General features: G+C 65.7%; 21 protein-coding genes. 14 read left to right on the forward strand and 7 right to left on the reverse strand.

Annotation, left to right across the window (positions count from 1 at the left end; translation table 11 throughout):
• The first annotated feature begins 38 nt into the window (after nucleotides 1-38).
• The 3 genes from ACE04A_RS10455 to ACE04A_RS10465 are packed head-to-tail and all read left to right on the forward strand — an operon-like array spanning nucleotide 39 to nucleotide 2,081.
• Entirely contained in the window at nucleotides 39-1,277 is a 1,239-nt protein-coding gene (locus ACE04A_RS10455; RefSeq protein ID WP_448715881.1) for an aromatic ring-hydroxylating dioxygenase subunit alpha, read from the forward strand.
• 2 nt (nucleotides 1,278-1,279) lie between these two features.
• Nucleotides 1,280-1,753 carry an aromatic-ring-hydroxylating dioxygenase subunit beta gene (locus ACE04A_RS10460; RefSeq protein ID WP_268082508.1) on the forward strand — a complete coding sequence of 158 codons (474 nt, stop codon included), beginning with the start codon at nucleotides 1,280-1,282 and terminating at the stop codon, nucleotides 1,751-1,753.
• Between the two features lie 16 nt (nucleotides 1,754-1,769).
• Nucleotides 1,770-2,081, forward strand: coding sequence for a non-heme iron oxygenase ferredoxin subunit (locus tag ACE04A_RS10465; protein WP_259252664.1), 312 nt, complete (start codon nucleotides 1,770-1,772; stop codon nucleotides 2,079-2,081).
• A 67-nt stretch (nucleotides 2,082-2,148) separates the two neighbouring features.
• Here ACE04A_RS10465 and ACE04A_RS10470 read toward each other — a convergent pair whose 3' ends face one another.
• The 4 genes from ACE04A_RS10470 to ACE04A_RS10485 are packed head-to-tail and all read right to left on the reverse strand — an operon-like array spanning nucleotide 2,149 to nucleotide 7,626.
• A complete protein-coding gene (locus tag ACE04A_RS10470; protein ID WP_448715880.1) occupies nucleotides 2,149-2,988 on the reverse strand; it encodes a tRNA threonylcarbamoyladenosine dehydratase in 840 nt (279 codons plus the stop codon).
• A 48-nt stretch (nucleotides 2,989-3,036) separates the two neighbouring features.
• The gene (locus ACE04A_RS10475; protein ID WP_259252392.1) at nucleotides 3,037-4,458 is read right to left on the reverse strand and encodes an efflux transporter outer membrane subunit; all 1,422 of its coding nucleotides are present in this window, start codon (nucleotides 4,456-4,458) and stop codon (nucleotides 3,037-3,039) included.
• Nucleotides 4,459-4,463: 5 nt separating this feature from the next.
• Nucleotides 4,464-6,422: a MacB family efflux pump subunit gene (locus ACE04A_RS10480; protein ID WP_438859526.1), complete on the reverse strand. Its 1,959-nt coding sequence runs from the start codon at nucleotides 6,420-6,422 to the stop codon at nucleotides 4,464-4,466.
• Between the two features lies 1 nt (nucleotide 6,423).
• Entirely contained in the window at nucleotides 6,424-7,626 is a 1,203-nt protein-coding gene (locus ACE04A_RS10485) for an efflux RND transporter periplasmic adaptor subunit (protein ID WP_448715878.1), read from the reverse strand.
• Between the two features lie 381 nt (nucleotides 7,627-8,007).
• Here ACE04A_RS10485 and ACE04A_RS10490 point away from each other — a divergent pair, with 381 nt between their 5' ends.
• From ACE04A_RS10490 to purU, 6 genes are all read left to right on the forward strand, one after another.
• A complete protein-coding gene (locus tag ACE04A_RS10490; RefSeq protein ID WP_485820090.1) occupies nucleotides 8,008-9,216 on the forward strand; it encodes an MFS transporter in 1,209 nt (402 codons plus the stop codon).
• A gap of 4 nt (nucleotides 9,217-9,220) precedes the next feature.
• A complete protein-coding gene (locus tag ACE04A_RS10495) occupies nucleotides 9,221-9,883 on the forward strand; it encodes a gamma-glutamylcyclotransferase (protein ID WP_447988023.1) in 663 nt (220 codons plus the stop codon).
• Between the two features lie 117 nt (nucleotides 9,884-10,000).
• Entirely contained in the window at nucleotides 10,001-10,630 is a 630-nt protein-coding gene (gene pdxH, locus ACE04A_RS10500) for a pyridoxamine 5'-phosphate oxidase (protein ID WP_438859528.1), read from the forward strand.
• Nucleotides 10,631-10,669: 39 nt separating this feature from the next.
• Nucleotides 10,670-11,194: a flavin reductase family protein gene (locus ACE04A_RS10505; protein ID WP_050448957.1), complete on the forward strand. Its 525-nt coding sequence runs from the start codon at nucleotides 10,670-10,672 to the stop codon at nucleotides 11,192-11,194.
• On the forward strand, nucleotides 11,191-12,300 hold the full coding sequence (lhgO, locus tag ACE04A_RS10510) for an L-2-hydroxyglutarate dehydrogenase LghO (RefSeq protein ID WP_438859529.1): 1,110 nt from the start codon (nucleotides 11,191-11,193) through the stop codon (nucleotides 12,298-12,300). The genes ACE04A_RS10505 and lhgO overlap by 4 nt, the downstream gene beginning before the upstream one ends.
• Before the next feature lie 47 nt (nucleotides 12,301-12,347).
• Nucleotides 12,348-13,202, forward strand: coding sequence for a formyltetrahydrofolate deformylase (gene purU, locus ACE04A_RS10515; RefSeq protein ID WP_485820091.1), 855 nt, complete (start codon nucleotides 12,348-12,350; stop codon nucleotides 13,200-13,202).
• 11 nt (nucleotides 13,203-13,213) lie between these two features.
• Here purU and ACE04A_RS10520 read toward each other — a convergent pair whose 3' ends face one another.
• Complete coding sequence (locus tag ACE04A_RS10520; protein ID WP_448715875.1) at nucleotides 13,214-14,125, reverse strand: LysR family transcriptional regulator; 912 nt, start codon at nucleotides 14,123-14,125, stop codon at nucleotides 13,214-13,216.
• 114 nt (nucleotides 14,126-14,239) lie between these two features.
• Here ACE04A_RS10520 and ACE04A_RS10525 point away from each other — a divergent pair, with 114 nt between their 5' ends.
• The 4 genes from ACE04A_RS10525 (at nucleotide 14,240) to ACE04A_RS10540 (ending at nucleotide 20,369) form a co-directional block, all read left to right on the forward strand.
• On the forward strand, nucleotides 14,240-15,940 hold the full coding sequence (locus ACE04A_RS10525; protein WP_448715874.1) for an acyl-CoA dehydrogenase family protein: 1,701 nt from the start codon (nucleotides 14,240-14,242) through the stop codon (nucleotides 15,938-15,940).
• 50 nt (nucleotides 15,941-15,990) lie between these two features.
• On the forward strand, nucleotides 15,991-16,974 hold the full coding sequence (locus ACE04A_RS10530; RefSeq protein WP_448715873.1) for a Bug family tripartite tricarboxylate transporter substrate binding protein: 984 nt from the start codon (nucleotides 15,991-15,993) through the stop codon (nucleotides 16,972-16,974).
• A 12-nt stretch (nucleotides 16,975-16,986) separates the two neighbouring features.
• Nucleotides 16,987-18,099, forward strand: coding sequence for a CaiB/BaiF CoA transferase family protein (locus ACE04A_RS10535; RefSeq protein ID WP_448715872.1), 1,113 nt, complete (start codon nucleotides 16,987-16,989; stop codon nucleotides 18,097-18,099).
• Between the two features lie 863 nt (nucleotides 18,100-18,962).
• Nucleotides 18,963-20,369: an APC family permease gene (locus tag ACE04A_RS10540; RefSeq protein WP_485820092.1), complete on the forward strand. Its 1,407-nt coding sequence runs from the start codon at nucleotides 18,963-18,965 to the stop codon at nucleotides 20,367-20,369.
• 9 nt (nucleotides 20,370-20,378) lie between these two features.
• Here the strand turns inward: ACE04A_RS10540 and ggt are convergent, their stop codons facing one another.
• Nucleotides 20,379-22,136 carry a gamma-glutamyltransferase gene (ggt, locus tag ACE04A_RS10545; protein ID WP_485820093.1) on the reverse strand — a complete coding sequence of 586 codons (1,758 nt, stop codon included), beginning with the start codon at nucleotides 22,134-22,136 and terminating at the stop codon, nucleotides 20,379-20,381.
• Nucleotides 22,137-22,250: 114 nt separating this feature from the next.
• Between ggt and ACE04A_RS10550 the strand changes: the two genes are divergently transcribed.
• Entirely contained in the window at nucleotides 22,251-23,156 is a 906-nt protein-coding gene (locus ACE04A_RS10550) for a LysR family transcriptional regulator (protein ID WP_259252404.1), read from the forward strand.
• A gap of 114 nt (nucleotides 23,157-23,270) precedes the next feature.
• Here the strand turns inward: ACE04A_RS10550 and ACE04A_RS10555 are convergent, their stop codons facing one another.
• On the reverse strand, nucleotides 23,271-24,263 hold the full coding sequence (locus tag ACE04A_RS10555; RefSeq protein WP_485820094.1) for a tripartite tricarboxylate transporter substrate binding protein BugE: 993 nt from the start codon (nucleotides 24,261-24,263) through the stop codon (nucleotides 23,271-23,273).
• Nucleotides 24,264-24,506: the final 243 nt, after the last annotated feature.

Raw genomic sequence — 24,506 nt, forward strand, 5'->3', positions numbered from 1 at the left:
TGCCCGATGATGAAGCGATAAAAAATAGGAGACAAACCATGCAAATCGACCCGCCCTGGCAGGGCGACGGTTCCCACCGTATTCCCTTCGGCGTCTACACCGACGCCGCGCTGCACCAGCGCGAGCTGGAACGCTTCTTCTACCGGGCGCACTGGTGTTACGTCGGTCTGGAAGCCGAAATTCCCAACCCAGGCGACTTCAAGCGCACCGCCGTCGGCGAGCGCTCGGTGATTCTGCTGCGCGACCAGAGCGGCCAGGTGCGCGTGGTGGAAAACGTGTGCGCCCATCGCGGCGTGCAGTTCTGCCGCGAACGCGCCGGCAACCGCAGCGAATTCGTCTGCCCCTATCACCAATGGAATTACGACCTGGAAGGCAACCTGATCGGCGTGCCCTTCCGGCGCGGCGTCAAACAAGACGGCAAGGTCAACGGCGGCATGCCGCCCGATTTCAAGACCGAAGACCACGGCCTGACCAAGCTGGCGGTGGCCTGTCGAAACGGCGTGGTGTTCGCCTCGTTCGACCACGACGCCGAATCGCTGGAAGACTATCTGGGACCCGACATCCTGCACTATTTCGACCGTGTCTTCGATGGCCGTGAACTGGTCATCCATGGCTACAGCCGCCAGCGCATCCCGGGCAACTGGAAGCTGATGCAGGAAAACATCAAGGACCCCTATCACCCCGGCCTGCTGCACACCTGGTTCGTCACCTTCGGCCTCTGGCGCGCGGACAACCGGTCGGAACTCAAGATGGACCGCCATTTCCGCCACGCGGCCATGATTTCCACGCGCGGCCAGGGCGGCAAGGGCAGCGTCACCAGCGGCGTGTCCAGCTTCAAGGAGCAGATGTCGCTGAACGACGATCGCTTTCTGGACATCGTGCCGGAGCCCTGGTGGAACGGCCCCACCGCCGTGCTGATGACGCTGTTTCCCAGCGTGATCATCCAGCAGCAGGTCAATTCGCTATCCACCCGCCACATCCAGCCCGTGGGCCACGACGCCTTTGACTTCGTCTGGACGCACTTCGGTTTTGCCGAAGACACGCCCGAGATGACGCGCCGGCGGCTGCGCCAGGCCAACCTGTTCGGCCCGGCCGGGTTTGTATCGGCGGACGACGGCGAAGTGATTGAATTTTCGCAATCGGGTTTTGAACAGAAACCGTGGCATCGCAGCGTGGCGGAACTGGGCGGCAAGACCGCCGAGAACACCGACCACATGGTGACCGAAACGCTGATACGCGGCATGTATGCGTATTGGCGCCGCGTGATGGAGGCATGACGATGCTGGACTTTCCGCTCTACTACCGCCTGACCTGCCTGTACACCGACTACGCCGCCGCGCTGGACGCCGAGCAATGGGAGAAATGGCCCGACTTCTTTTTGGAAGACTGCACCTACAAGGTACTGCCCCGCGAAAACCACGAACGCGGCTATCCCTTGGCCACCATGGCGTTCGAAAGCCGCGCCATGTTGAAAGACCGTATCTACGGCGCCACCGAAACGATCTTCCACGACCCCTACTACCAGCGCCATGTGGTGGGCGCGCCGCGCGTGTTGTCGGTGCAAGGTGACCGCATCGAATCCGAAGCCAACTACGCCGTCTTTCGCACCAAGCCCAACCAGTTCACCACGGTGTTCAACGTGGGCCGCTACCTGGACGTGGTGCGCAGCACGCCGGACGGGCTGAAGTTTGAATCGCGGCTGTGCATCTTCGACAGCGAGCTGGTGCCCAATTCGCTTATCTACCCTATCTAGGATCACCGCCATGACTATGACTACCCAATGGATCAAGGCCATCGCCCATGCCGATGTGCCCGAAGACGACGTGATCGCCGTGCAGGCAGGCGACCGCGAAATCGCGCTGTATGGCGTGGACGGCCAGGTCTACGCCACCGACAACCTCTGTACGCACGGCAACGCCCGCTTATGCGATGGCTTCTTGACCGGCCATGAAATCGAATGCCCGCTGCATCAGGGGCGCTTTGACGTGCGCGACGGCCGCGCGCTTTGTTCACCCTTGCGCGACAACGTGGCGACCTACCCGGTCAGGATCGAAGACGGGATGGTGTTCGTGGGAATGTAGCGGCCGCTGCGACTACCGACGCCGCAGCCCACGTGGCCACCGCGATAGCAACCCGGGCGCCCCGCGTTCAGATCGCCATCCGCAACGCTTCGTTGGCCGCCGCCATGCCCATGGCCGCGGTCACCGTCACCACCGCCCCGTAACCCGCGCAAGACAAACCCTGCGGCGCGGGGCTCTGCGCCGCCGCGCCCATATCGTCTTCGCCCTCGGTGGGGCGGGTCCAGGCGTCCGGCAGAATGGCCGGCTGGTCGAACCACAGCGCATGCACGCCCATCTTCGGCACGCGCTTGAGCGCCTTGCCGTTCTGGTCGGACGCGCGGGGAAAGCCGTGCTCGCGGCGCAGCTTGTTGCGCAGCTTGGCCAGCAAGGCGTCGTTCACCGCCGCCGACAGGTCGCCCGCCCGCAAGGCCAGCGGGTCGGTCTTGCCGCCCGCGCCGCCGCACAGCAGCATGGGCACGCCCAGCGCGCGCGCATGCAGAATCATGGCGATCTTGGCGTCCGCCTGGTCGGTGCAATCGATGATGACGGTGTAAGGCCCCGGCAAGACCTCGGCCACGTTCTCGGGCGACACAAAGTCGTCAATGCGCGTCAGGCGGCATTCGGGGTTGATCTCCAACACCCGCTCGGCCATGGCATCGACCTTGGATTGCCCCAGCGTGGACGTCAGTGCATGGATCTGACGATTGACGTTGGATTCGGCAATGTGGTCCAGGTCGATCAGCGTCAACGCGCCCACGCCGCAACGCACCAGGGCCTCGACCGTCCAGGACCCCACCCCGCCCAGTCCGGCGACGGCAACGTGCGCCTGTTGAAGCCGGGCGGGCGCCTGGGGGCCATACAAACGGGACAGACCGCCAAAACGGCGGTCCAGGTCGGCGGAGGGGGCTGGGTGGTCGGGCGAGTTCATGGCGGCTATTTTAGGGCAGGCATCAAGCTTGTAACTTCAACCCCAGCCTCAGCCCGCATCATCCCCGCCCAGCGCCCGGTACACCGTCACCTGGTTCACCAAGCGGTTCAGGCCGTTCTCGTCGCGGGCAATCTCGGCCGTGCGCCGCTTTTCCTGCGCGTCCAGCCAATCCTTCAAGGACACGGCTCCTGCCCGATATCGCACTTCGTACAGGCGTTCGGCCTCGCGCGCCGCGCGCAACGACACCGCAAGCTGCTCGGCCTGCAAGGCCAGCTGGGTGCGGTTGGACAGCGCGTTTTCCACATCAGCCATGGCCTGATACAGCGACTGCCGGAAATTGACGACGCGCTCTTCGTAATCGGCCTTCGAGATCTTGATGTTCAGCTGCATCTGGTTCCATTGCAGGAACGGCAGCGTCAGGCCCACGCCCAGCGTGGCCACGGGGTTTTGCAGCATGTTCGACAGCGTGGGGCTGGCGCTGCCCACCGCGCCCGTCAGCGTCACTGGCGGGTAGAAGCTGGCGCGGGTGGCGTCAACGGTGGCCAGCGCCTCGCGCAGGCGCAGCTCGGTGGCGCGCAGGTCGGGGCGGCGGCCCAGCAGGTCCGCCGGCACGCCGGCGCGGGCCTCGGGCAGCGGATATTCCGGCAGGCGGGGCGGGTTGGCCATGCTGCGGTCTGGCGGGCCGTCGAACAGAATCGTCAACGCATTGGTGTATTCCACGCGCTGCTGCACCAGCAAGGTGTGCGCTGCCTGCTGGCTGGCCACGGTCTGCTCGGCTTCGGCCAGTTCCAGCGCCGACGCGCCGCCCGCGGCGTACTGCGCGCGCACCAGGTCTTGCGTGCGGCGCGCGTAGGCGATGCTTTCCTCGCTGCTGGCAATGCGTTGGTTGATGAAGGCCGTCTGCCAATACAGCGTGGCGGTGGTGCCCACCAGCGACAAGGCGGCGGACTGGCGGTCTTGCTCGGTGGCCAACGCTTCCCATTGCGCCGCATCGCGCTGGCGCGACAGCTTGCCCCACAGGTCCACTTCGTAGCTGACGGTCAGTTGGGCCTGGTTGGCGCGCGTGATGGCGCGGTCGCCATACAGGTTGCGGTTGCGCGTCACGTTGGCGTCGCCGCCTAGCTGCGGGATCAGCTTGTCTTCGGTCAGGCCCGCCTGGTATTGCGCGCGGCGCACGCGGATGGCGGCCGCGGCCAGGTCGTTATTGCGCGCCAGAACGGCGTCGACCAGCCCGTTCAGCACCGGGTCGTTGAAGTTGCGCCACCAGGCGCCGCCGTCTGCCAGGGGGGCTTGCGCGCCGGCCTGTCCGTCTGCCGCTCCACCGTAGGTCCACGCGGCGGGCGTCTGCGTCAGCGGCGGCTCGTAGTCGGTGCGCAGCAGGCTGCCGCATCCCGCTAAAGCCAAAGGCAGGGCCAAGGCCAGCGCCAACGTCCGCGCGACAGGTTTGCAAATCAGGGAAACCGCTTTCATCGTCCTCATTCCCGGGCCAGCGCCTCGACGGGATCCAGGCGCGCCGCGTTGCGCGCCGGCAAATAGCCAAAAAGCACACCGATCAGCGTCGAGCACGTAAATGCCGCCACCATCGATGCCGTGGAATAAATCATCTGGAACGAGCCGCCGGTGGCCTTGGACACCAGCACGCCCAGCGCCAGCGACAAAATGATGCCCAGCGCCCCGCCGATCAGGCAGACCAGCACGGCTTCAATCAGGAACTGCTGCATGATGTCGCTGCGCCGCGCGCCCACCGCCATCCGCACGCCGATTTCCCGGGTGCGCTCGGTGACCGACACCAGCATGATGTTCATGACGCCAATGCCGCCCACCATCAGCGAAATCAGCGCAATCAGCGACACCAGCAGCGTCATGGTGGCCGTGGTGCGTTCGATGGTCTTGCGGATGGCGTCCGTGTTGAACACGAAGAAATCCTTCACCACGTGGCGGCGCATCAACACGCGCTCGATGGCCTTCTCGGCGGCGGCGGGCGGCGTGGCGTCGCTGACGCGCACCGTGATGCTCTTCAGGTGCTGCTGCCCCAACACGCGCGATAAGGCGGTGGTGTACGGAATCCAGACGTTCAGGGACTCGTTATTGCCGAACACCGAGTCCTTCTTGGCGGTCACCCCGATCACGCGCGCCGGCATGGACCCCAGGAAGATGACCTGCCCGATGGGCTCCGTGTGCGAGCCGAACAGCGCCCGCCGCGTGCCGTCGTCGATCACCACTTCCTGCGCCCGGCGCACGACGCTGGTTTCATCGAAGAACTTGCCCGCTGCCAGCTTGATGGCGCGCACGCGAAAGTACTGTTCGCCCACACCCTGTATGGATCCGTTGACCGACACGTTGCGATAGCGCAGCGTATTGCTGGTGGCGACTTCCGGCGTGACGCTGTCCACATAGGGTTCGCGCGCCAGGGCATCGGCGTCGGCCGCGACCAGCGTGCGGATGTTCACGGCTTTCTCGTCGCCGAAATCCTTGCCGGGAAAGACCTCCACCGTATTGGTGCCGATGGCGCTGATGTCTTCCAGGATCTTGCGCCGCGAGCCCTCGCCCAGCGCCACCACCGACACCACGGCGGCAATGCCGATGATGATGCCCAGCATGGTCAGCGACGTGCGCAGCCGGTGTGCGTTCATCGACAACAGCGCCATGCGCAAGGCTTCGCCGCAGCGGTCCAGGTACGACTGCCAGGCGGGCCGCCTGGGCAATTCGGGCGGCGCGTCGCGCGCGGCGTCCCGGTGTGGGGCGTCGGGGTTGCGCTTGTCCGCCACGATCTCGCCGTCGCTGATCTCGATGATGCGTTGCGCGTGGCGCGCCACGTTCATGTCGTGCGTGACGATGATGATGGTGTGCCCGGCGGCGTTCAGCTCTTCCAGGATGCGCAGCACTTCCTGGCCGGTGTGTGTGTCCAGCGCGCCGGTGGGTTCATCGGCCAGGATGATGTCGCCGCCGTTCATCAGCGCGCGCGCGATGCTCACGCGCTGCTGCTGGCCGCCGGACAACTGGCCGGGGCGGTGTTCCGAGCGGTCGCCCAGGCCCAGCCGTTCCAGCAGTTGGTCGGCGCGGTCGATGCGCGCCTCGCGGCGCTTGCCGGCGTAGACGGCGGGCATTTCGACGTTGCCCTGCGCGCTCAGGTCGGACAGCAGGTGATAGCGCTGGAAGATGAAGCCGAAATGTTCGCGACGCAGTTCGGCCAGTTCGTCCGGGTCCAGCTCGCCCGTGCTGCGGCCGTCGACGCGGTAGTCGCCCCGGGTCGGGCGGTCCAGGCAGCCCAGGATGTTCATCAGCGTGGACTTGCCCGAACCGGACGCGCCCACGATGGCGACCATTTCGCCGGCCTCGATGGTCAGGTTGACGTCTTTCAGGACGGCAATGGTCTGGTCGCCCGCGGGAAACTCGCGGCGCACCCCGGACAGGGCGATCAGCGGACCGCTCATGTCAGGCCCCCGGCGCTGCCGGGCCGGCCGCCGCGGCACCGGCCGCCGCCGAGTCCGCCGACACGACCCGGTCGCCTACCTCAAGCCCTTCCAGCACCTGCGCCTGGACGTTGTTGTTCATGCCGATCTTGACCTGGCGCACCTCGGTCTTGTTGTCTTGCAGGACCACGCGCACCGCATAGCGGCCATCGTCGCCGCGCTTGCCCAGCGCCGAGGCGGGCACCACCACGGCATCCTTGGCTTCGCCCAGCACGATGAACACCTGCGCGGTCATCGAGATGCGCAGCTTTTCGTCGGGGTTGGGCACATCGAACAGGCCGTTGTAGTACACGGCGGCGGTGGTGGAGCTGCTGCTGGACGAGGTCATCGACGTGGTGGCGTCGTCTTTCTGGACGGAGTCCGGCGCGGGTTCCACCGCGCGCAAGGTGGCGTGATAGCGCTGGTCGGGTTCGCCCAGGATGGTGAAGTACACCGGCAGCCCCGGCTTGACCCGGGTGACGTCGGCTTCCGAAATCTGCGCCTTGATCGTCATGGTGTCCACCTGGGCCACCTTGATGATGGTGGGCGCGCTCTGGATCGAGTTGACCGTCTGCCCTTCCTTGGTCACCACCGCCACCACCATGCCGTCAATCGGCGACACAATGCGCGTGTACCCCAGGTTGACCTTGGCCGTATCCACCTGGATTTCGGCCTGCGCGATCTGCGCGTCCAGCGACGCGATCTCGGCGCGGGTCACGCCCAGCGTGGCTTCGGCGGATTCATAGGCTTCGCGCGAACTGGCGTCGGCCGCCAGCATCTGGCGCTGGCGCTTGAACGCCAGTTCGGCCTGTTTCAGCATGGCGACCTTGGCGGCCCGCTCGGCGCGCCGGGTCTGCAAGGCGGCTTCGGCGTTGCGCAGGTCGTTCTGCTGGGTCAGGTCGTCAATCTCGGCAACCAGTTGGCCTTTCTTGACCCGGTCGCCCAGTTCCACTTTCAAGGACTTCAACTGGCCGGTGGCCTGGGCGCCCACGCTGACGCGCTCGATGGCGTCGATGGTGCCGCTGGCCAGCACGCTGTCTTCCAAGTTAGCCCGGCTGACTTCCGCCACCGCGAAGGTGGGGGGCGGCGGCGCCGAGAAGAACATGGCGCGCAAGCCCCACACCCCCAAGAGGATGACGACGGCGATGATTGCGTAGCGTTTGAACTTACTGCGGGACTTTTTCATTGCACCAGAGGATGAGGGGCGAGCCACGCCGCCCTTATTTCGGAACCAGGACGCCATCCTAAACGGGCTGGATGGCCAATCAACGGACTGTCGTCGGTTGAAACGGGAAAAAAATACTAGGGCGGCGCCGCGCGGCGCCACGCGCATCTGATTGTTCCGTTGCGAGAACGATACAACGGCAGCGGTCCGCGGGTGAAACCCGCCGCCGGCGCCCGCCGCCATCATGCCGCCAACCTGCCGCATCTTGCACCGTAAGCGCGCAACTTGGCCCCTAGATGGCGCCTATCTTGTTAACACGCGCAGGAACTTTATGCGGCAGTGCAAAAAAAGCGCGCCTCGACATAGGGGGACGATACGAACAGAATGAATGCAGTTAACGCCGTGTCTACCTCCAACAGATCCCCCTCCTCGCCCTCTGGTTCCCCGGAATTTTCCGGGGCGGTGCTGCTGTGCCTGCTGGCGATGATGAATCATGTGGCGTTGACGGGCGGACGGATCACCGTGTCGCTGACGGCCCTGCAAATGGGGCTGTCCACCTTCAAGGTAGGCATGCTGGTTGCCGTGTTCGCGGTGCTGCCGATGCTGTTTTCGGTGCGCGCGGGGCGCTGGGTCGACCGGGTGGGCATCGTGCGCCCGCTCGTCATCGGCACGTCATTGGTGGCGATCGGCACCGCTTTGCCGTTTATCTCGCAAACACAGACGGCCTTGTTGATTGCGTCCTGCTGTATCGGCATCGGCTTCATGCTGCATCAGGTGGCCACCCAGGATCTGCTGGGCCACGCCGAACCCGTGCAACGGATGCGCAACTTCTCCTTCCTGTCCTTGGCGCTCGCCGCGTCCGGATTTTCGGGGCCGCTGATCGCCGGGCTGGCCATCGACAACCTGGGCACGCGCACCGCATTCGGCCTGCTGGCGCTGGGCCCCATCCTGTCCGGCATCGGCTTGTATGCCTTGCGTCACCAATTGAAGGCCGTGGATTCGCAACTGTCGGGCGCCAAGGAAGCGCAGCGCCGCCGCGTGACCGAATTGCTGGCGGTGCCCGCCCTGCGCCGCATCCTGATGGTCAACACCATTTTGTCCGGCGCGTGGGACACGCATTTGTTCGTGGTGCCGATCTTTGGCGTGGCGATCGGGCTGTCCGCCACCACCATCGGCGTCATTCTGGCGTCCTTCGCGGCGGCAACGTTCGTTATCCGCCTGGTATTGCCGCTGATCATGCGCCGGGTGCGGTCGTGGACGCTGGTGCGGGTGGCCATGGCCACCGCCGCCGTCGACTTCATGCTTTACCCGCTGTTCACCGACGTTACCGTCCTGATCGTGCTGTCGTTCATCCTGGGGCTTGCCTTGGGGTGCTGCCAACCGAGTATGCTTTCCCTCTTGCACCAACACAGCCCGCCCGGGCGCGCGGCCGAAGCCGTAGGCTTGCGCATGGCGCTGATCAACGGCTCGCAGGTATCGCTGCCGTTGACCTTCGGCGCGCTGGGTGCGGTAATTGGCGTCGCCCCGTTGTTCTGGGCCTATTCGCTGGCCTTGATGGCGGGCGGCTGGGCCAATCGCAATCCCCCGCTCGAATCTGAACGGAAACCGTAGAGCTTTGACCATGCAGTCCTCTCCCCCCGCCTCCGGCATTGCCGGCGCCAGCCTGCCCTTCCGTCTTTGGACGCCAGAGGAAAGGCAGGCTTCGCTGGATGACGCGCTGCGCCATTGGCAAGCCGGGGACGACGTCTGGGTATATGGGTACGGATCACTGATCTGGCGCCCTGATTTCGACTTCATGGAGCGCCGGCTGGCGACTCTGCGCGGCCATCACCGGGCGCTGTGCCTGTGGTCGCGCGTGAACCGGGGCACGCCGGAATGCCCGGGCCTGGTGTTCGGCCTGGACCGGGGCGGCTCGTGCCGGGGGGTGGTCTACCGTCTGGCCGGCAGCCAGGTGCCCACCTATTTCCCGGCGCTTTGGGAGCGCGAGATGTCCACCGGCGCCTACCTGCCCCGCTGGATCAACTGCACGACCGACGCCGGCCCCGTTCGCGCGCTGGTGTTCATCATGAACCGCGACAACCCCGCCTACATCCGCGCGCTGCCCGACGCCGAGCTGCTAGCCATCGTGCGCCGCGCGGCCGGCCGGTACGGCCCCTGCACCGATTACGTGGTGCAGACGGCCCAGGCGCTGCGCGCCGCCGGCATCCATGACGCCCGCCTGGACGCCATCGCGCGGTTGCTGGAAGCAGACGGACACACCCTGCCGGAAGGCGCCTGAGCGCGCCGCTGGTCGCCACCAGGCGGAAAACATGCCCGAGACTGCGCGGGGTCAATAAGGGAGCGACCGCCCGGGCGGTATAAACTCCCTGTTATCCACGCTGAATCCCACGCCTCCATGTCCGTCTCCGATCTGCGTCAAAGCTACGAAAAGAACGTCCTGTTGGAAAGCCAGGCCGCCGCCTCGCCGTTCGAGCAATTCACCCGCTGGTTCGACGAAGCCCTGGCCGCCAAGGTGCCGGAACCCAACGCCATGACCCTGGCCACGGTTGACGCCAGTGGCCAGCCCAGCGCCCGCATCGTCCTGATCAAGGGCTTTGACGAGCGCGGCTTCACGTTCTTCACCAACTACGAATCCCGCAAGGGCCAGGACCTGCTGGCCGAACCGCGCGCCAGCCTGCTGTTTTTCTGGCAGCCGCTGGAACGCCAGGTCCGCATCGAAGGCGTGGTGGAGAAGGTCGCCCCCGAGGAATCGGATGCGTACTATCACAGCCGCCCCGCCGGTTCGCGCATCGGCGCCTGGGCCTCGCCCCAGAGCCAGCCCATTACCCGCGAAGCGCTGGAAGCCCGTGAAAAGGAATTCCGCGAACGTTTCGGCGCAGAACCGCCGCGTCCGCCGCACTGGGGCGGTTACCGCCTGAAGCCCACCGCCATTGAATTCTGGCAAGGCAGGCCCTCGCGCCTGCACGACCGTCTGCGCTATGTTGCCGACGGCTCGGCCTGGAAGATCGAACGCCTGTCGCCCTGATGTCGGGCGCCCTGTCGCGCCCGCCCAATTACCGATTGCATGCCCGCCTCCTCCCCTGATTTTGACGCCGCTTTTTTCCGCACCGCGCTGGGCCGCTACGCCACCGGCGTAACGGTCGTGACGGCCGCCGGGCTTGATGGCGCCCCCATCGGCCTGACGGTCAGCTCGTTCAATTCGGTATCACTGAACCCGCCGCTGATCCTCTGGAGCCTGTCGCGCGCCTCGTCGTCGCTGGCAATCTTCGAGCAATGCGAACGGTACGTGGTCAACGTGCTGAGCGCCGAGCAGATCGCGCTGGCGCGGCGCTTCGCCACTGGCAAGACGCCCGACCGCTATGCCGGCCTGACGGTGCACTACGCGCCGGGCGGCACGCCGATGCTGGACGGCCATTGCGCCGCCTGGTTCGAATGCCGCAACCGCAGCCGCTACGAAGAGGGCGACCACATCATCATGGTGGGCGAGGTGGAACGCTGCGGCCACAGCCACGAGCCGCCGCTGGTATTTCACGCGGGCGGCTTCGACCTGACGCCGGCCGGCACACGCTCTGAAAGGAAAGCACCATGAGCGCGGATGTGGATTGCATCGTGATCGGCGCGGGCGTGGTCGGCCTGGCCATCGCGCGTGCGCTGGCCCAGTCTGGCCGCGAAGTGCTGGTGGCCGAAGCCACCGAGGCCATCGGCACGGGCACCAGCTCGCGCAATTCCGAAGTCATCCATGCCGGCATCTACTACCCCGCGGGTAGCCTGAAGGCGCGCCTGTGCGTGCGCGGCAAGCATCTGCTGTACGCCTATTGCGCCGAACGCGGCGTGCCGCACAAGCGCCTGGGCAAGCTGATCGTCGCCACCGACCGCGACCAGGCGGCCCAGTTGGAAGGCATTGCGCAGCGCGCCCGCGCCAATGGCGTTGACGACCTGCAATTCATCTCGGGCGAAGAAGCCATGCGCCTGGAACCGGCGCTGCAATGCACCGCCGCGCTGGTGTCGCCGTCCACGGGCATCGTGGACAGCCATGCCCTGATGCTGTCGTTCCAGGGCGACGCCGAAAACGCCGGCGCCCAGTGCGTCTTTCACACGCCGCTGGTGTCTGGCCGCGTGCGCCCCGAAGGCGGCTTCGAGCTGCAATTCGGCGGCGATGAAGCCATGACGCTGACCTGCAACGTCCTGATCAATTCAGCCGGGCTGCAAGCGCCCGCGCTGGCCCGCCGCATCGACGGCGTACCGCCGGCCAGCATCCCCACCGACTACCTGTGCAAGGGCAGCTATTTCACCTTGTCCGGTCGCGCCCCGTTTTCGCGCCTGATCTACCCCGTGCCGCAACACGCCGGCCTGGGCGTCCACCTGACGCTGGACCTGGGCGGTCAGGCCAAATTCGGCCCCGACACCGAGTGGATCGGCACCGAGGACTACACGCTGGACCCGGCCCGCGCCGATGTGTTCTATGAAGCCGTGCGCAGCTACTGGCCGGCCCTGCCCGACAACGCGCTGGCGCCCGGCTACACCGGCATCCGGCCCAAGATCTCGGGCCCGCACGAACCCGCCGCCGACTTCGTCATTGCCGGCCCCGCCGTGCATGGCGTGCCGGGCTTGGTGAACCTGTTCGGCATTGAATCTCCCGGGCTGACCTCAAGCCTGGCCCTGGCGGAAGAAACCCTGGCGCGCCTGGCCGCCTGATTCCGCCCATCCCCCCCTTTATCCTTACCCTGGCCTATTCCCGCACCATGCAGCACAACGACTACATCCTGACCCTGTCCTGCCCCGACCGCACCGGCATCGTCTACCGCGTCAGCGGCCTGTTGTTCGAATTGGGTTGCAACATCCTGGATTCGCAGCAGTTCGGCGACGAGGAAACCGGCCAGTTCTTCCTGCGCGTGCACTTCGACTTGCCCGGGGCCGTGAACCCCGACGACCTGCGGGCCCGGCTGGATACGCTGTCGGCGGATTACGGCATGGACCTGAAGCTGCACGACGCGCGCCGCAAGCAGCGCCTGTTGATCATGGTCAGCAAGCAGGGCCACTGCCTGAATGACCTGCTGTTCCGGGTGCATAGCGGGCATTTGCACGCGGAAGTGGCTGCGATCGTGTCGAACCACAACGACTACGCCAGCCTGGCCGCGTCCTACGGCATTCCGTTCCACTACCTGCCCGTAACGCCGGACACCAAGGCGGAACAGGAAAAGCAGGTGCTAGCGATTGCCGACCAGTCCAACACCGACCTGGTGGTGCTGGCCCGCTACATGCAGATCTTGTCGGCGGACATGTGCCGCGCGCTGAACGGCCGCGCCATCAACATCCACCACAGCTTCTTGCCCAGCTTCAAGGGCGCGCGCCCGTATCACCAGGCGCATGCACGCGGCGTGAAGATCATTGGCGCCACCGCGCACTACGTGACGTCGGACCTGGACGAAGGCCCGATCATCGACCAGGACATCGAGCGGGTCGACCATACGATGACGGCGGCCGACCTGACCCAGGTGGGCAGCGATATTGAATCGCTGGTGCTGTCGCGCGCGGTGCGCAGCCATGTGGAACACCGCATCCTGCTGAACCGCAACAAGACCGTGGTGTTCCGCTGATTCGTTGATCTTCAGTCGGACGCGGCCTGCGCCGCGTCCGGTGGAAACTGGCGTTCCACCAGCGCCATCGCCCTTTGCTGCAAGGGCGTGCGCGCGCCCGCGTGCCAGATCACCTGGCTGACCGAGCGCGCTTCATGCTCGAAGGTGATGAAGCGCGTGCCGGCCAACCCGCTGCGCGACAGGCAGGCCGGTACGATCGACACCCCCAAGCCCTGCGACACCAGCGACGCCACGCTTAGCCAGTGGCGCACTTCGTGCCGGATCACCGGCATAAAGCCCGCCGCCACACACATGGACAGCACGGTTTCGTAATAACTGGGGGACGCCGCGCGGGCGAAAAAGACAAAGTCATCGCTTGCCAATTCGGCAAGACGTAGCGATTGGCGCCCGGCAAGCGGATGGGAGTCCGGCAGGCACACCACGAACGGCTCGGCGATCAGGTCGCGCGCCAGTACCTCGTCGGGCACCGGGTTGGCGTGGATGAAGCCCAGGTCCTGTTCACCGCGCCGCACGGCTTCAATCTGCTCATGCGAATTAAGTTCGGTCAGCACGTGCTCAACGTCGGGCAACTCCGCCCGCATCACATTCAACAGCGTCGGCAAGCCGCGATACAGCATCGACCCCACGAAGCCGATGCGCAGCCGGCCCCGCAAGCCCGCGTCCACCCTTTGCACCAGCGTGCGTACCTCTTCCGCCTGCCTCAGCAACGTCAGGGCCTCGCGGTACAGCACGTGGCCCGCGTCGGTCAGTTCCACGTGGCGGCTGGTACGCGCCAGCAGGCGGGCGCCGACGTTGTCTTCCAATTGGCGGATGGCGTAGCTGAGCGGGGGTTGGGAAATATGCAGCCGCGTGGCGGCGCGGCTGAAGTGGCGCTCTTCGGCCACCGCGATGAAGTAGCGCAAAAGGCGCGGGTCCAGATCCATGGTCTCCCCTTATCTATATTTTTTATGGATTGTTCTACACAAAATCGGTATTTGCATAGATTAATGTACCCACGCAACATCGGCCATCTTCCCCGTTTTCCGCAGGATGCCGCCATGGATGCCCCCGCCCACCCCGTTGCCCCCGCCGCCACGCCCGTTCCGGATTCACGCGGCCTGAATCTGTTCAGCGCGGACCCCTATGCCGCCGCCCTGAGCCAGCGTTACCTGCCCGCCGCGCTGCACGCGCATCTGCTGCCGCACCTGGAACGGCTGGGCGGCTTGGCAGGCGGCGTGATGGACGAACTGGCCGCCACGGCGGACAAGCATCCGCCCACCCTGTCCGTGCGCAGCCGCGCGGGCGCGGACGAATCGCGCGTCGACAAGCATCCCGCCTATGTGGAACTGGAACGCCTGGCCTACAGCGAATTCGGCCTGGCCGCGCTGTCGCATCGTGGCGGCGTGCTGGGCTGGCCGGAACCCATGCCGGCCAGCGCCAAGTACGCGCTGAGCCACCTGTTCGTGCAGGCGGAATTCGGCCTGTGTTGCCCGGTCAGCATGACGGATTCGCTGGCGCGCACGCTGCGCAAGTTCGGCGACCCCGCGCTGGTCGAGCGCGTGCTGCCGCAAGTCACCACCCAGGATTTCGACGCGCTGCGCCAAGGCGCGATGTTCATGACGGAACAGGGCGCGGGGTCGGACGTCAGCGCCACGGAAGTGACCGCCGAAGCGCAAGCCGACGGCACCTGGCGCATTCATGGCGACAAGTGGTTCTGCTCGAATCCCGACGCGGGCTTTGCCATGGTGCTGGCGCGCAGCGAGCCGGAGCCGGGCCTGAAGGGCGTGTCGCTCTTCCTGCTGCCGCGCGACCTGGACGATGGCAGCCACAACCACTACCGCATCCTGCGCTTGAAGGACAAGCTGGGAACGCGCTCGATGGCCAGCGGCGAGATTCGCCTGGAAGGGGCCGTAGCCTGGCTGGTGGGCGAACGTGGTCGCGGCTTCAAGCAGATGGCCGACATGATCAACAATTCGCGCCTGTCCAACGGCATGCGCGCGGCCGGGCTGATGCGCCGCGCGGTCACCGAAGCGATCTACGTGTCGCAGCACCGCCGCGCATTCGGCAAGCGTCTGATCGACATGCCGCTGATGCAGCGCCAACTGGTCAAGATGACGGTGTGGGCCGAACAGGCGCGCAGCGTCATGTTCCAGACGGCGCGCGCGCTGGCGGACGCCGATCAGGGCATGGCCGACCCGGCGCTTGCCCGCATCCTGACGCCGCTGATCAAGTTCCGTGCCTGCCGCGACGCCCGCAAGGTGACGGGCGACGCGATGGAAGTGCGCGGCGGCTGCGGCTATATCGAGGAATGGACCGAGCCGCGCCTGGTGCGCGACGCGCATCTGGGCTCCATCTGGGAAGGCACCAGCAACATCGTGGCGCTGGACGTGCTGCGCGCCATCAAGAAAGAAAATTCACTGCCCGCCTTGCGTGCCCACATCGACCAGTTGCTGGCGGCGGGCGTGCCGTGCCCGCCCGCCCTGGCCGCGCTGCAAGCAGACGCGCTTGCCAAGAGCTTTGCGCTGGCCGAGCAGGCGGCGGCGGGCGACCATGACGAACTGGCCCGTCAGGCCGCCTCGCTGCTGTACCACGCCGTGTCCATGGCCGCGCTGCGCTGGGAAGCCACGGGCGCCGGGCTGGAAAGCCGCGCGCAACTGGCCGACCAGGTGCTGCTGCACCGCCTGGCGCCACGCGACCCTTACGCCATTCCCCCCAACGAAAGCGCGGCCTGCCAGGCCATCTTGCAGTACGCGCTGTAATCCGACGCCGGCGGCACAGCCGGCGCGCCTTCCCCACAGGAGACACCACCATGAAACGCATTCTTGCCCCCTTGCTGCTGGCTGCGGCCACCGCCGTCCTGCCAGCCACGTCCGCGCTGGCGGCCGACGCCTTTCCCAGCGCCCGCCCCATCACGCTGATCGTGCCGTTCCCGCCCGGCGGGCCGACCGACGCCATGGCGCGCCGCCTGGCCGAGAAGCTGCGCGAGCCGCTCAAGCAAAACGTGATTGTTGAAAACCGCAGCGGCGCGGGCGGCAATATCGGATCGGAATACGTGGCGGGGGCCAAGCCCGACGGCTATACGCTGCTGTTCGGTACGTCCGGCCCGCTGGCCATCAACGTCAGCCTGTACAAGAACCAGGGCTACAACCCCGAGACCAGCTTCGCGCCCATCATCCGCCTGGGCCATCTGCCCAACATCCTGGTGGTGAACCCGTCGGTGCCGGCCAACAACGTGCAGGAGCTGATCGCCTACGCCAAGCAGAACCCCACCAAGCTCAGCTATGCCTCGTCGGGCAACGGCGCGTCGTCGCACCTGGCCGGCATCCTGTTCAACAAGATGGCGGGCACCGACATCATGCACATTCCCTACAAGGGCACGGGGCCTGCGCTGAACGACCTGCTGGGCGGGCAGGTGTCCATGTCGTTCACCGACATCCTCACGGCTTTGCCCCACGTCAAGGCCGGCAAGCTGCGCGCCATCGGCCTGGCCAGCGCGCAACGCTCGGACGCGCTGCCGGATTTGCCCACCTTGTCCGAACAGGGGCTCAAGGGATATGACGTCAGCGTCTTCTTCGGCATCGTCGCGCCCAAGGGCACGCCGGCCGATGTGGTGAATACCTTGAACCAGGCGTTCAAGGTCGCGCTGTCGGACCCCGCCGTCGAGCAGGCGCTGCGTTCGCAAGGCATCGTGGCGGCCAAGGACCAGACGCCGCAAGGCCTGGCCGACTTCATCGCCGCCGAAGTGCCCAAGTGGCGCGAGCTCATCAAGAGCGCCAACGTTTCCATCGACTGAAGCAGAGATTCCATGGCCCCTACTCTTCCGAACGCCGGCGCACTGGCCGGCTGCAAAGTGATCGACCTGTCGCGCGTGCTGGGCGGCCCGTACTGCACGCAGATACTGGCCGACCACGGCGCCGACGTGCTGAAGATCGAGCCCCCGGGCGGCGACGAAACCCGTGGCTGGGGCCCGCCTTTCCTGGGCGACACGGCGTCGTACTTCATCGGCGTGAACCGCAACAAGGAAGGCATGACGCTGGACTTGTCGCAACCAGCCGGCCAGGAACTGCTGCGCCATCTGCTGGCCGACGCCGACGTGCTGGTTGAGAACTTCAAGCCCGGCACGCTGGAAAAGTGGGGGCTGGGTTATGACAGTTTGAGCCAGGCCTTTCCCAAGCTGGTGCATTGCCGCGTCAGTGGCTTCGGCGCCGACGGCCCCTTGGGCGGGCTGCCCGGCTACGACGCCTGCGCACAAGCCATGTGCGGCTTGATGAGCGTGAACGGCGAAGCCGACGGCGAGGCCACGCGCGTCGGCCTGCCGGTGGTGGACATGGTGACCGGGCTGAACGCCGCGGTCGCCGTGTTGCTGGCCCTGAACGAACGCCATCGCAGCGGGCTGGGCCAATTCCTGGACATCACGCTGTACGACTGCGCGCTGTCGCTGTTGCACCCGCACGCGGCCAATTTTTTCTACAGCGGTAATGTGCCCAAGCGCAGCGGCAACGCGCACCCGAACATCGCGCCGTACGAAACACTGCCCACCGCCAGCGGCCCGCTGTTTCTTGCCGTGGGCAACAACCGCCAGTTTGCGTTGATGGCGCAGGTGCTGGAAGCGCCGGGGCTGGCCGTGGATGCGCGCTATGCGACAAATGCCGATCGTCTGCAAAACCGGCAAGCCTTGCGCGATGAATTGTCGGCGTTGTTGGCAAGCCAAAACGCGGCCGCGCTGGCCGACCGCCTGCTACGCGCAGGCGTCCCCGCCGCCGCCGTGCAAACGGTGGACCAGGCGTTGGAGCACCCGCACACGAAGCATCGCGGCATGGTGCTGGAGCAAGGCGAATACAAAGGCGTAGGCTCGCCCATCAAGCTATCGCGTACACCGGCTAGCCTGCGGAAACTGCCACCAGAATTGAAGGCGTGAATCGATGGGTTCCGCGCGAATCGCACTGGGATTTTTCTGACCTGCCTCTCGCGCTGCACCCATCCTACGAACCCCAACCGGATATGAATCGTAGGATGGGTGCAGCGCGCGGGAAAAATCAGAAGAACGCTGAAGCCGTTCGCGCGAAACCCATCAAGCAGCGCTTGAACCAGCGCTGACCCAGCCACACATCGGTGTGGCCATGGCACCCCGATCTCCACCGCTGCTTGATGGGTTTCGCGCGATCTGCACTTGGGTCTTTCTGCCCTGTCCTCTCGCGCTGCACCCATCCTACGAACCCCAACCGGCTATGAATCGTAGGATGGGTGCAGCGCGCGGGAAAGATCAGAAGAACGCTGAAGCCGTTCGCGCGAAACCCATCATGCAGCGCTTGAACCAGCGCTGACCCAGCCACACATCAGTGTGGCCACGGCACCCCAATCTCCGCCGCTGCTTGATGGGTTTCGCGCGATCTGCACTTGGGTCTTTCTGCCCTGTCCTCTCGCGCTGCACCCATCCTACGAACCCCAACCGGCTATGAATCGTAGGATGGGTGCAGCGCGCGGGAAAGATCAGAAGAACGCTGAAGCCGTTCGCGCGAAACCCATCATGCAGCGCTTGAACCAGCGCTAATCCAGCCACACATCGGTGTGGCCACGGCACCCCAATCTCCGCCGCTGCTTGATGGGTTTCGCGCGATCTGCACTTGGGTCTTTCTGCCCTGTCCTCTCGCGCTGCACCCATCCTACGAATCCCAACAACTAAGACATTTCGTTGCACCGCTGTAGCACTGTCTGCACCCTCCTCGCCTTAGACTTTTCGGGTCGCCTCCCCCCAAAGTCCAAGAAAGAGGAGAAAAGAATATGGCCACGAACGAAACGACTGCCCCTTCCACAACGGAGCATGCGCCGCTCAAGCGCGTGATGGGCGCCAAACTATTGTTGCTGTTCATTGTTGGCGACATTCTTGGTACTGGCGTGTATGCATTGACCGGCCAGGTGGCCGCCGAAGTCGGCGGCGCGGCGTGGTTGCCCTTCCTGGTGGCCTTCGCGGTGGCGTTGCTGACCGCGCTGTCTTACCTGGAGCTTGTCACCAAGTACCCCAAGGCCGCCGGCGCGGCGCTCTATGTGCACAAGGCCTTCGGCGTGCACTTTCTGACCTTCATCGTTTGCTTCACCGTGATGAGCTCTGGGCTGACATCGGCCGCCACGGCCTCGCAGGCCTTTGCGGCCAACCTGTTCGCGGCCTTCGGCATCGAAGCCGACAAAACCTGGATCACGTTCGGCGCACTCGGCTTCATGCTGCTGGTGATGTTGGTGAACCTGCGCGGCGCGGCCGAAAGCGTCAAGGCCAACGTCATACTGACCCTGATCGAACTATCGGGCCTGTTGATGGTGATCTTGCTGGGCTTCTATGCCATGGCGGGCGGGCAGGCGGATTTCTCGCGCGTGATCGCGTTTGACACGCCCGAGGACAAGAGCGTATTCCTGGCGGTCACGTCGGCTACCGCACTGGCGTTCTTCGCCATGGTGGGCTTCGAGGATTCGGTCAACATGGCCGAAGAAACGCACGAACCCAGCCGCATCTTTCCCAAGGTCATGCTGACCGGCTTGGGCATCACCGCCGTGATCTACGTGCTGGTGTCGATATGCGCGGTGGCGCTGGTGCCGGTGGGCGAATTGGCCAAAAGCGCGACGCCGCTGGTGCTGGTGGTCAAGCGCGCCGCGCCGGACCTGCCGGTGGAATACATCATGCCCGTGATCTCGATGTTTGCCGTGGCGAACTCGGCGCTGATCAACATGATGATGGCCAGCCGCCTGCTTTACGGCATGTCGCGCCAAGGCGTGCTGCCGTCGTTCCTGGCGCACGTGCATCGCAAGAACCAGACACCCTGGACGGCCATCCTGTTCACCACCGCGCTTGCCTTTGGCCTGATCATCCTGGTGGCCCTGGCAGATTCGGAAGCCATCCGCGCGCTGGGCGGCACCACGGCGTTGCTGCTGCTTGGCGTGTTCGCCTTCGTCAACGTCGCGGTGCTGGTCCTGCGTCGCGACGAAGTCAAGCACGAACACTTCCGCATCAACCGCATCATTCCGTGGCTGGGCGCGGCGGCCTGCCTGTTCCTGGTCACGCCGCTGACGGGTCGCGACGTCATCCAGTATCAAGTCGCGGGTTGGCTCTTGCTGCTGGGAGTGGTGATGTGGGGTGTGACCTATCTGGCGCGTCGCAAGGAAGCGCGCATGGAAATCGACCCGTCCGCGCTGGAATAAAACGCCGGCTCAACCGCCCTTCGCCAAGCCTTCACGGCGCGGGTCCACCCCGCCTTGCAAGCCCTTGGCGTCGATGACGATGCCATGGATGCCGCTGGGGAATTCGGTGATGCGCACCGGGTGCCCCATGGCTTCCAGGGCAGGCGCCAGCGCTTCCAGCGCCGTGCCTTTTTCCAGTTCCGTTTCCTTGTTGCGGCTGCCCATGTTGGGCAGCGCAATCGCGGCCTGGATGTCCAAGCCCCAATCCAGCACGCCCACAATCGTCTTGGCCACGTAGTTGATGATGGCGCTGCCACCCGGCGAACCCACCAACATCACGGGCTTGCCGTCACGCAACACGATGATCGGCGCCATCGAACTGCGCGGCCGTTTGCCCGGTTCGACACGGTTGGCCACCAGCCTGCCTTCAGGGTCCTTGAACGACGAAGAGAAGTCCGTCATTTCGTTGTTCAACAAAAAGCCGCGCACAAAAATCTTGCTGCCGAATTCGCTTTCGATGGTGGTCGTCATGGACAGCGCATTGCCTTGCTTGTCCACCGCCACCAGATGGCTGGTGGACGGCAGCTCCAGCGCGTTGTCGCGGCCAAGCGCCAACAGCTTGCCTTCCGGGTCGCCCGGCAGCGCAACCTTCATGCTGCGATCCGGCTGGATCAACGCACCGCGCGCGCGCAGATAGGCCGGGTTCAGCAGTGCGCGTACCGGCACATCGACGAAGTCCGGATCCGCCACATAGAAATCTCGGTCAGCGAACGCCAGCCGGCCAGCTTCGGAAAAGTAATGCACCGCCTGCACCGAACCCGGCGCATACGTCGACATCGGATACTGTTCCAGCTCGCCCAGCATCTGCAACACGGCGATAGGACCGCTGCTGGGCGGCGCCATCCCGCACAGTTGGTAGCCGCGATACGCGCCGCACACCGGGTCGCGCGTCTTGGCGCGGTAGTTCGCCAAGTCCGCCAGGCTCAGGTCGCCGGGCGTGGCGTGGCCGTGCACCGCCGCCACGATGTCGCGGGCGATATCACCTTGGTAGAACGCATCGGCGCCCTGCGCGGCAACCGCGCGCAAGGTCCGCGCGAACTCTGGGTTCTTCAACACATGGCCCACCGGCCAGGGCGAGCCATCCGGCCCATAGAAGTACGCGGCTGCGGCCGTCTGTTTCGGCAGCGCCTTGTTGCCCGCCAGCAGCGTATGCAAGCGCGGCGACACGGCAAAGCCTTGTTCGGCAAGCCGGATGGCGGGCTGGAACAGGTCGGCCCAGGGCAGCACGCCCGCCTCCTTGTGCGCCAGTTCCAGGCCGCGCAGCAAGCCCGGCACGCCGACCGCCATGCCGTTGTTCACGGCCTGCGCAAAAGGCAGCGGCTTGCCCTCGGCGTCCAGGAAGCGATCCGGGCGCGCTGCGGCGGGCGCGGTTTCGCGGCTGTCATAGGTTTGGATGCGACCGGTCTTGGCCGAATACAGCACGAGGAACGCGCCCCCGCCAATGCCTGACGATTGCGGCTCAACCAGATTCAATACCAACTGCGTGGCGATGGCGGCATCCACCACCGAGCCGCCCGCGCGCAGCATGTCGTCGCCTGCCTGCGTGGCCAGCGGGTTGGCGGACACCATCATGTACTGCGGCGCGCGGACCAGTTCGCGCGCCTGGGCGCCGCTGGCCGCTTCGGGGTTGCGATCTTCAACCGCCGCGGGGGTACGTGCCCAAACGGCCGGCATGGCGGCCAGGGTGGCGGCAAGAAGAATGGCGGCGGCGTGGCGGCAAGCGCGCATGGTCAACTCCAAGGTGGCGCCGGCATGCCGGCAGGCGTTCATCATCGGCCCGGGTGTCCCGCGCCGTCAACCCGACATAGAATCGCGGTTCCGGTCCCTCTTCCCTGCCCTGACATGCGCCTGCGCCACATCGAGATTTTCGAAGCGATCCGCCGTACCGGATCCCTGACCGAGGCCGCCGCCGCGCTGCATATCTCGCAGCCCGCCGCCAGCAAACTGCTGGCGCACGCCGAAACCCAACTCGGCTTCAAGCTGTTTGAGCGCGTGAAGGGTCGCCTGGTTGCCACGCGCGAGGCCGAAATCCTGACACCCGAAGTCGCGCGCCTGAACCAGGACTTGAACAGCGTGCGCCGGCTGGTCGCCAGCCTGCGCGACCGGCCGAACGGGCATTTGCGGCTGGGCTGCGCGCCCGCGCTGGGGCTGGGCTTGCTGCCCGACGTGGTGCGCGAAAGCCGCGATGCGCAACCCGGCATCACCTTTGACATCCACACGCATCACAGCGCGGAACTGGTGCAGGGCTTGTTGACGCGCGAACTGGACCTGGCCATTACCTTCGACACCAACGACTACCCCGGCCTGACGCGCATGGGCCTGGGCCATACCGAGCTGGTGCACCTGAGCCGCAGGCCCGCCACCGGGCCGATGCGCCTGTCTGAACTGGCCGACCCCAAGGGCGATACGCTGATCGTGCTGGACGCGGGCGATGCCTCGGGCGCGCTGCTGCAGATGGCGCTGGATGCGCAAGGCCTGGCGCCACAAGTCGCTATCCAGGTGCAGACGCATTACGTGGCCTGCGCGCTGGTCGACGCGGGCTGCGGCGACGCCATCGTCGACGCCATCACCGCCCAGGCCATGCTGCGCCCCGGCATGAGCCTGCGCCGCCTGGACCCCGCGCTGCGCGTGCCGATCAGCATCATGGTGCGCAACCAGGACCCCTTGTCCGCCCTGCACCGCGACCTGATCGACCGGCTGCGCGCCGCCTGCGCCGCGCGCATGGCCTCGCTGGACACGCCCGCTTGAAGGACGCGACGTCGCCAAAATAAACGCCACCAAAATAAAACGGGCGCCTTGAAATTCAAGGCGCCCGCTTTTACTGGCGTTGGAAACCGGCCCACGGGCCGGCCCCATGCCGCATCAATCCAGCTTGATGTTTTGCTTCTTCACGACGTCTTGCGCCCAATCAAACTGCTCTTTGATTTCCTTGGCGAACTCTTCCGGCGTGTTGCCCGACGGCGCCGAACCTTGGTCGTCCAGCGCCTTGATGACCTTCGGGTCCTTCAGGGCCACGACAGCGGCGTCGCGCAGCTTGTTCACGACTTCCATCGGCGTGCCCTTGGGGGCCAGCAGGCCGTACCAGACCGGCTGGTTCAGCACCGGGAAGCCGGCTTCCTTGAACGTGGGCACACCCTTGATCGAGGAGATTTGCTCAGGCCAGGCGATGGCCATGGCGTGCAGCTTGCCCGCCTGGATCTGCGGCATCGACGACGGCAGGTTGTCGAACAGGATTTCGATCTGGCCGCCGACGGCATCCGCCACGGCCGGGCCCGAACCCTTGTACGGCACGTGCACGATGTCGGTGCCCGTGGCCATCTTGAACGACTCGCCCATCAAGTGCAGCACGCCGCAAGTGCCCGAGCTGCCATAGGAGTACTTGCCCGGGTTCTTCTTCAGTTCTTCGATGAAGCCCTTGAAGTCCTTGGCCGGGAACTTCGGGTTCACGGCAACCACGTTGGCCGTGTTGGCGAAGTTGGTGACCGGCTGGAAGTCCTTGATCGGGTCGTACGGCAGGTCCTTCGGACGGCAGGCCGGGTTGACGGCCATGGTCGACACCGTGGCGATGGACAGCGTGTAGCCGTCGGCATCGGCGCGCGCGGCTTCCGACGCGCCGATGGCGCCGCCTGCGCCACCCTTGTTTTCCACAACCATCGGCTGGCCAAGTTCCTGGCTCATGCGCTGGGTCACCAGGCGCGCGATGATGTCGGTGGAACCGCCCGGCGCGAAAGGAACGATCACGCGGATCGGCTTGCTGGGGTACTTGTCGGCGGCATGCGCGACGGAGGCGCCAAGCGGGCGGGCGGCGCCGGTCGCCACGGCGATAGCCAAGGCCAGGGAGCGAACTTTATTCATAGGTGTGTTTCCTCCAAGAGTGCGAGCCCGTATGTAAACGGACCGTTTTGAGATGGTCTCGTCTGTAGACGGGCCAGCAGATAACGGTGGGAGCGCATTGCTTCTGTGCAGCGTGTGTGGCGCTGCTTTTATGAATTGCTTGTGGCAGACGCGCCCGCCAGAATGACGGAGAATAGCAGCAAATGCTTACACCCGCATAGCGCGCCGATCCCGGCCCGCGCCCCTACAAAAACACCCTGGTCC

It is taken from the genome of Achromobacter colocynthidis (assembly GCF_057334535.1).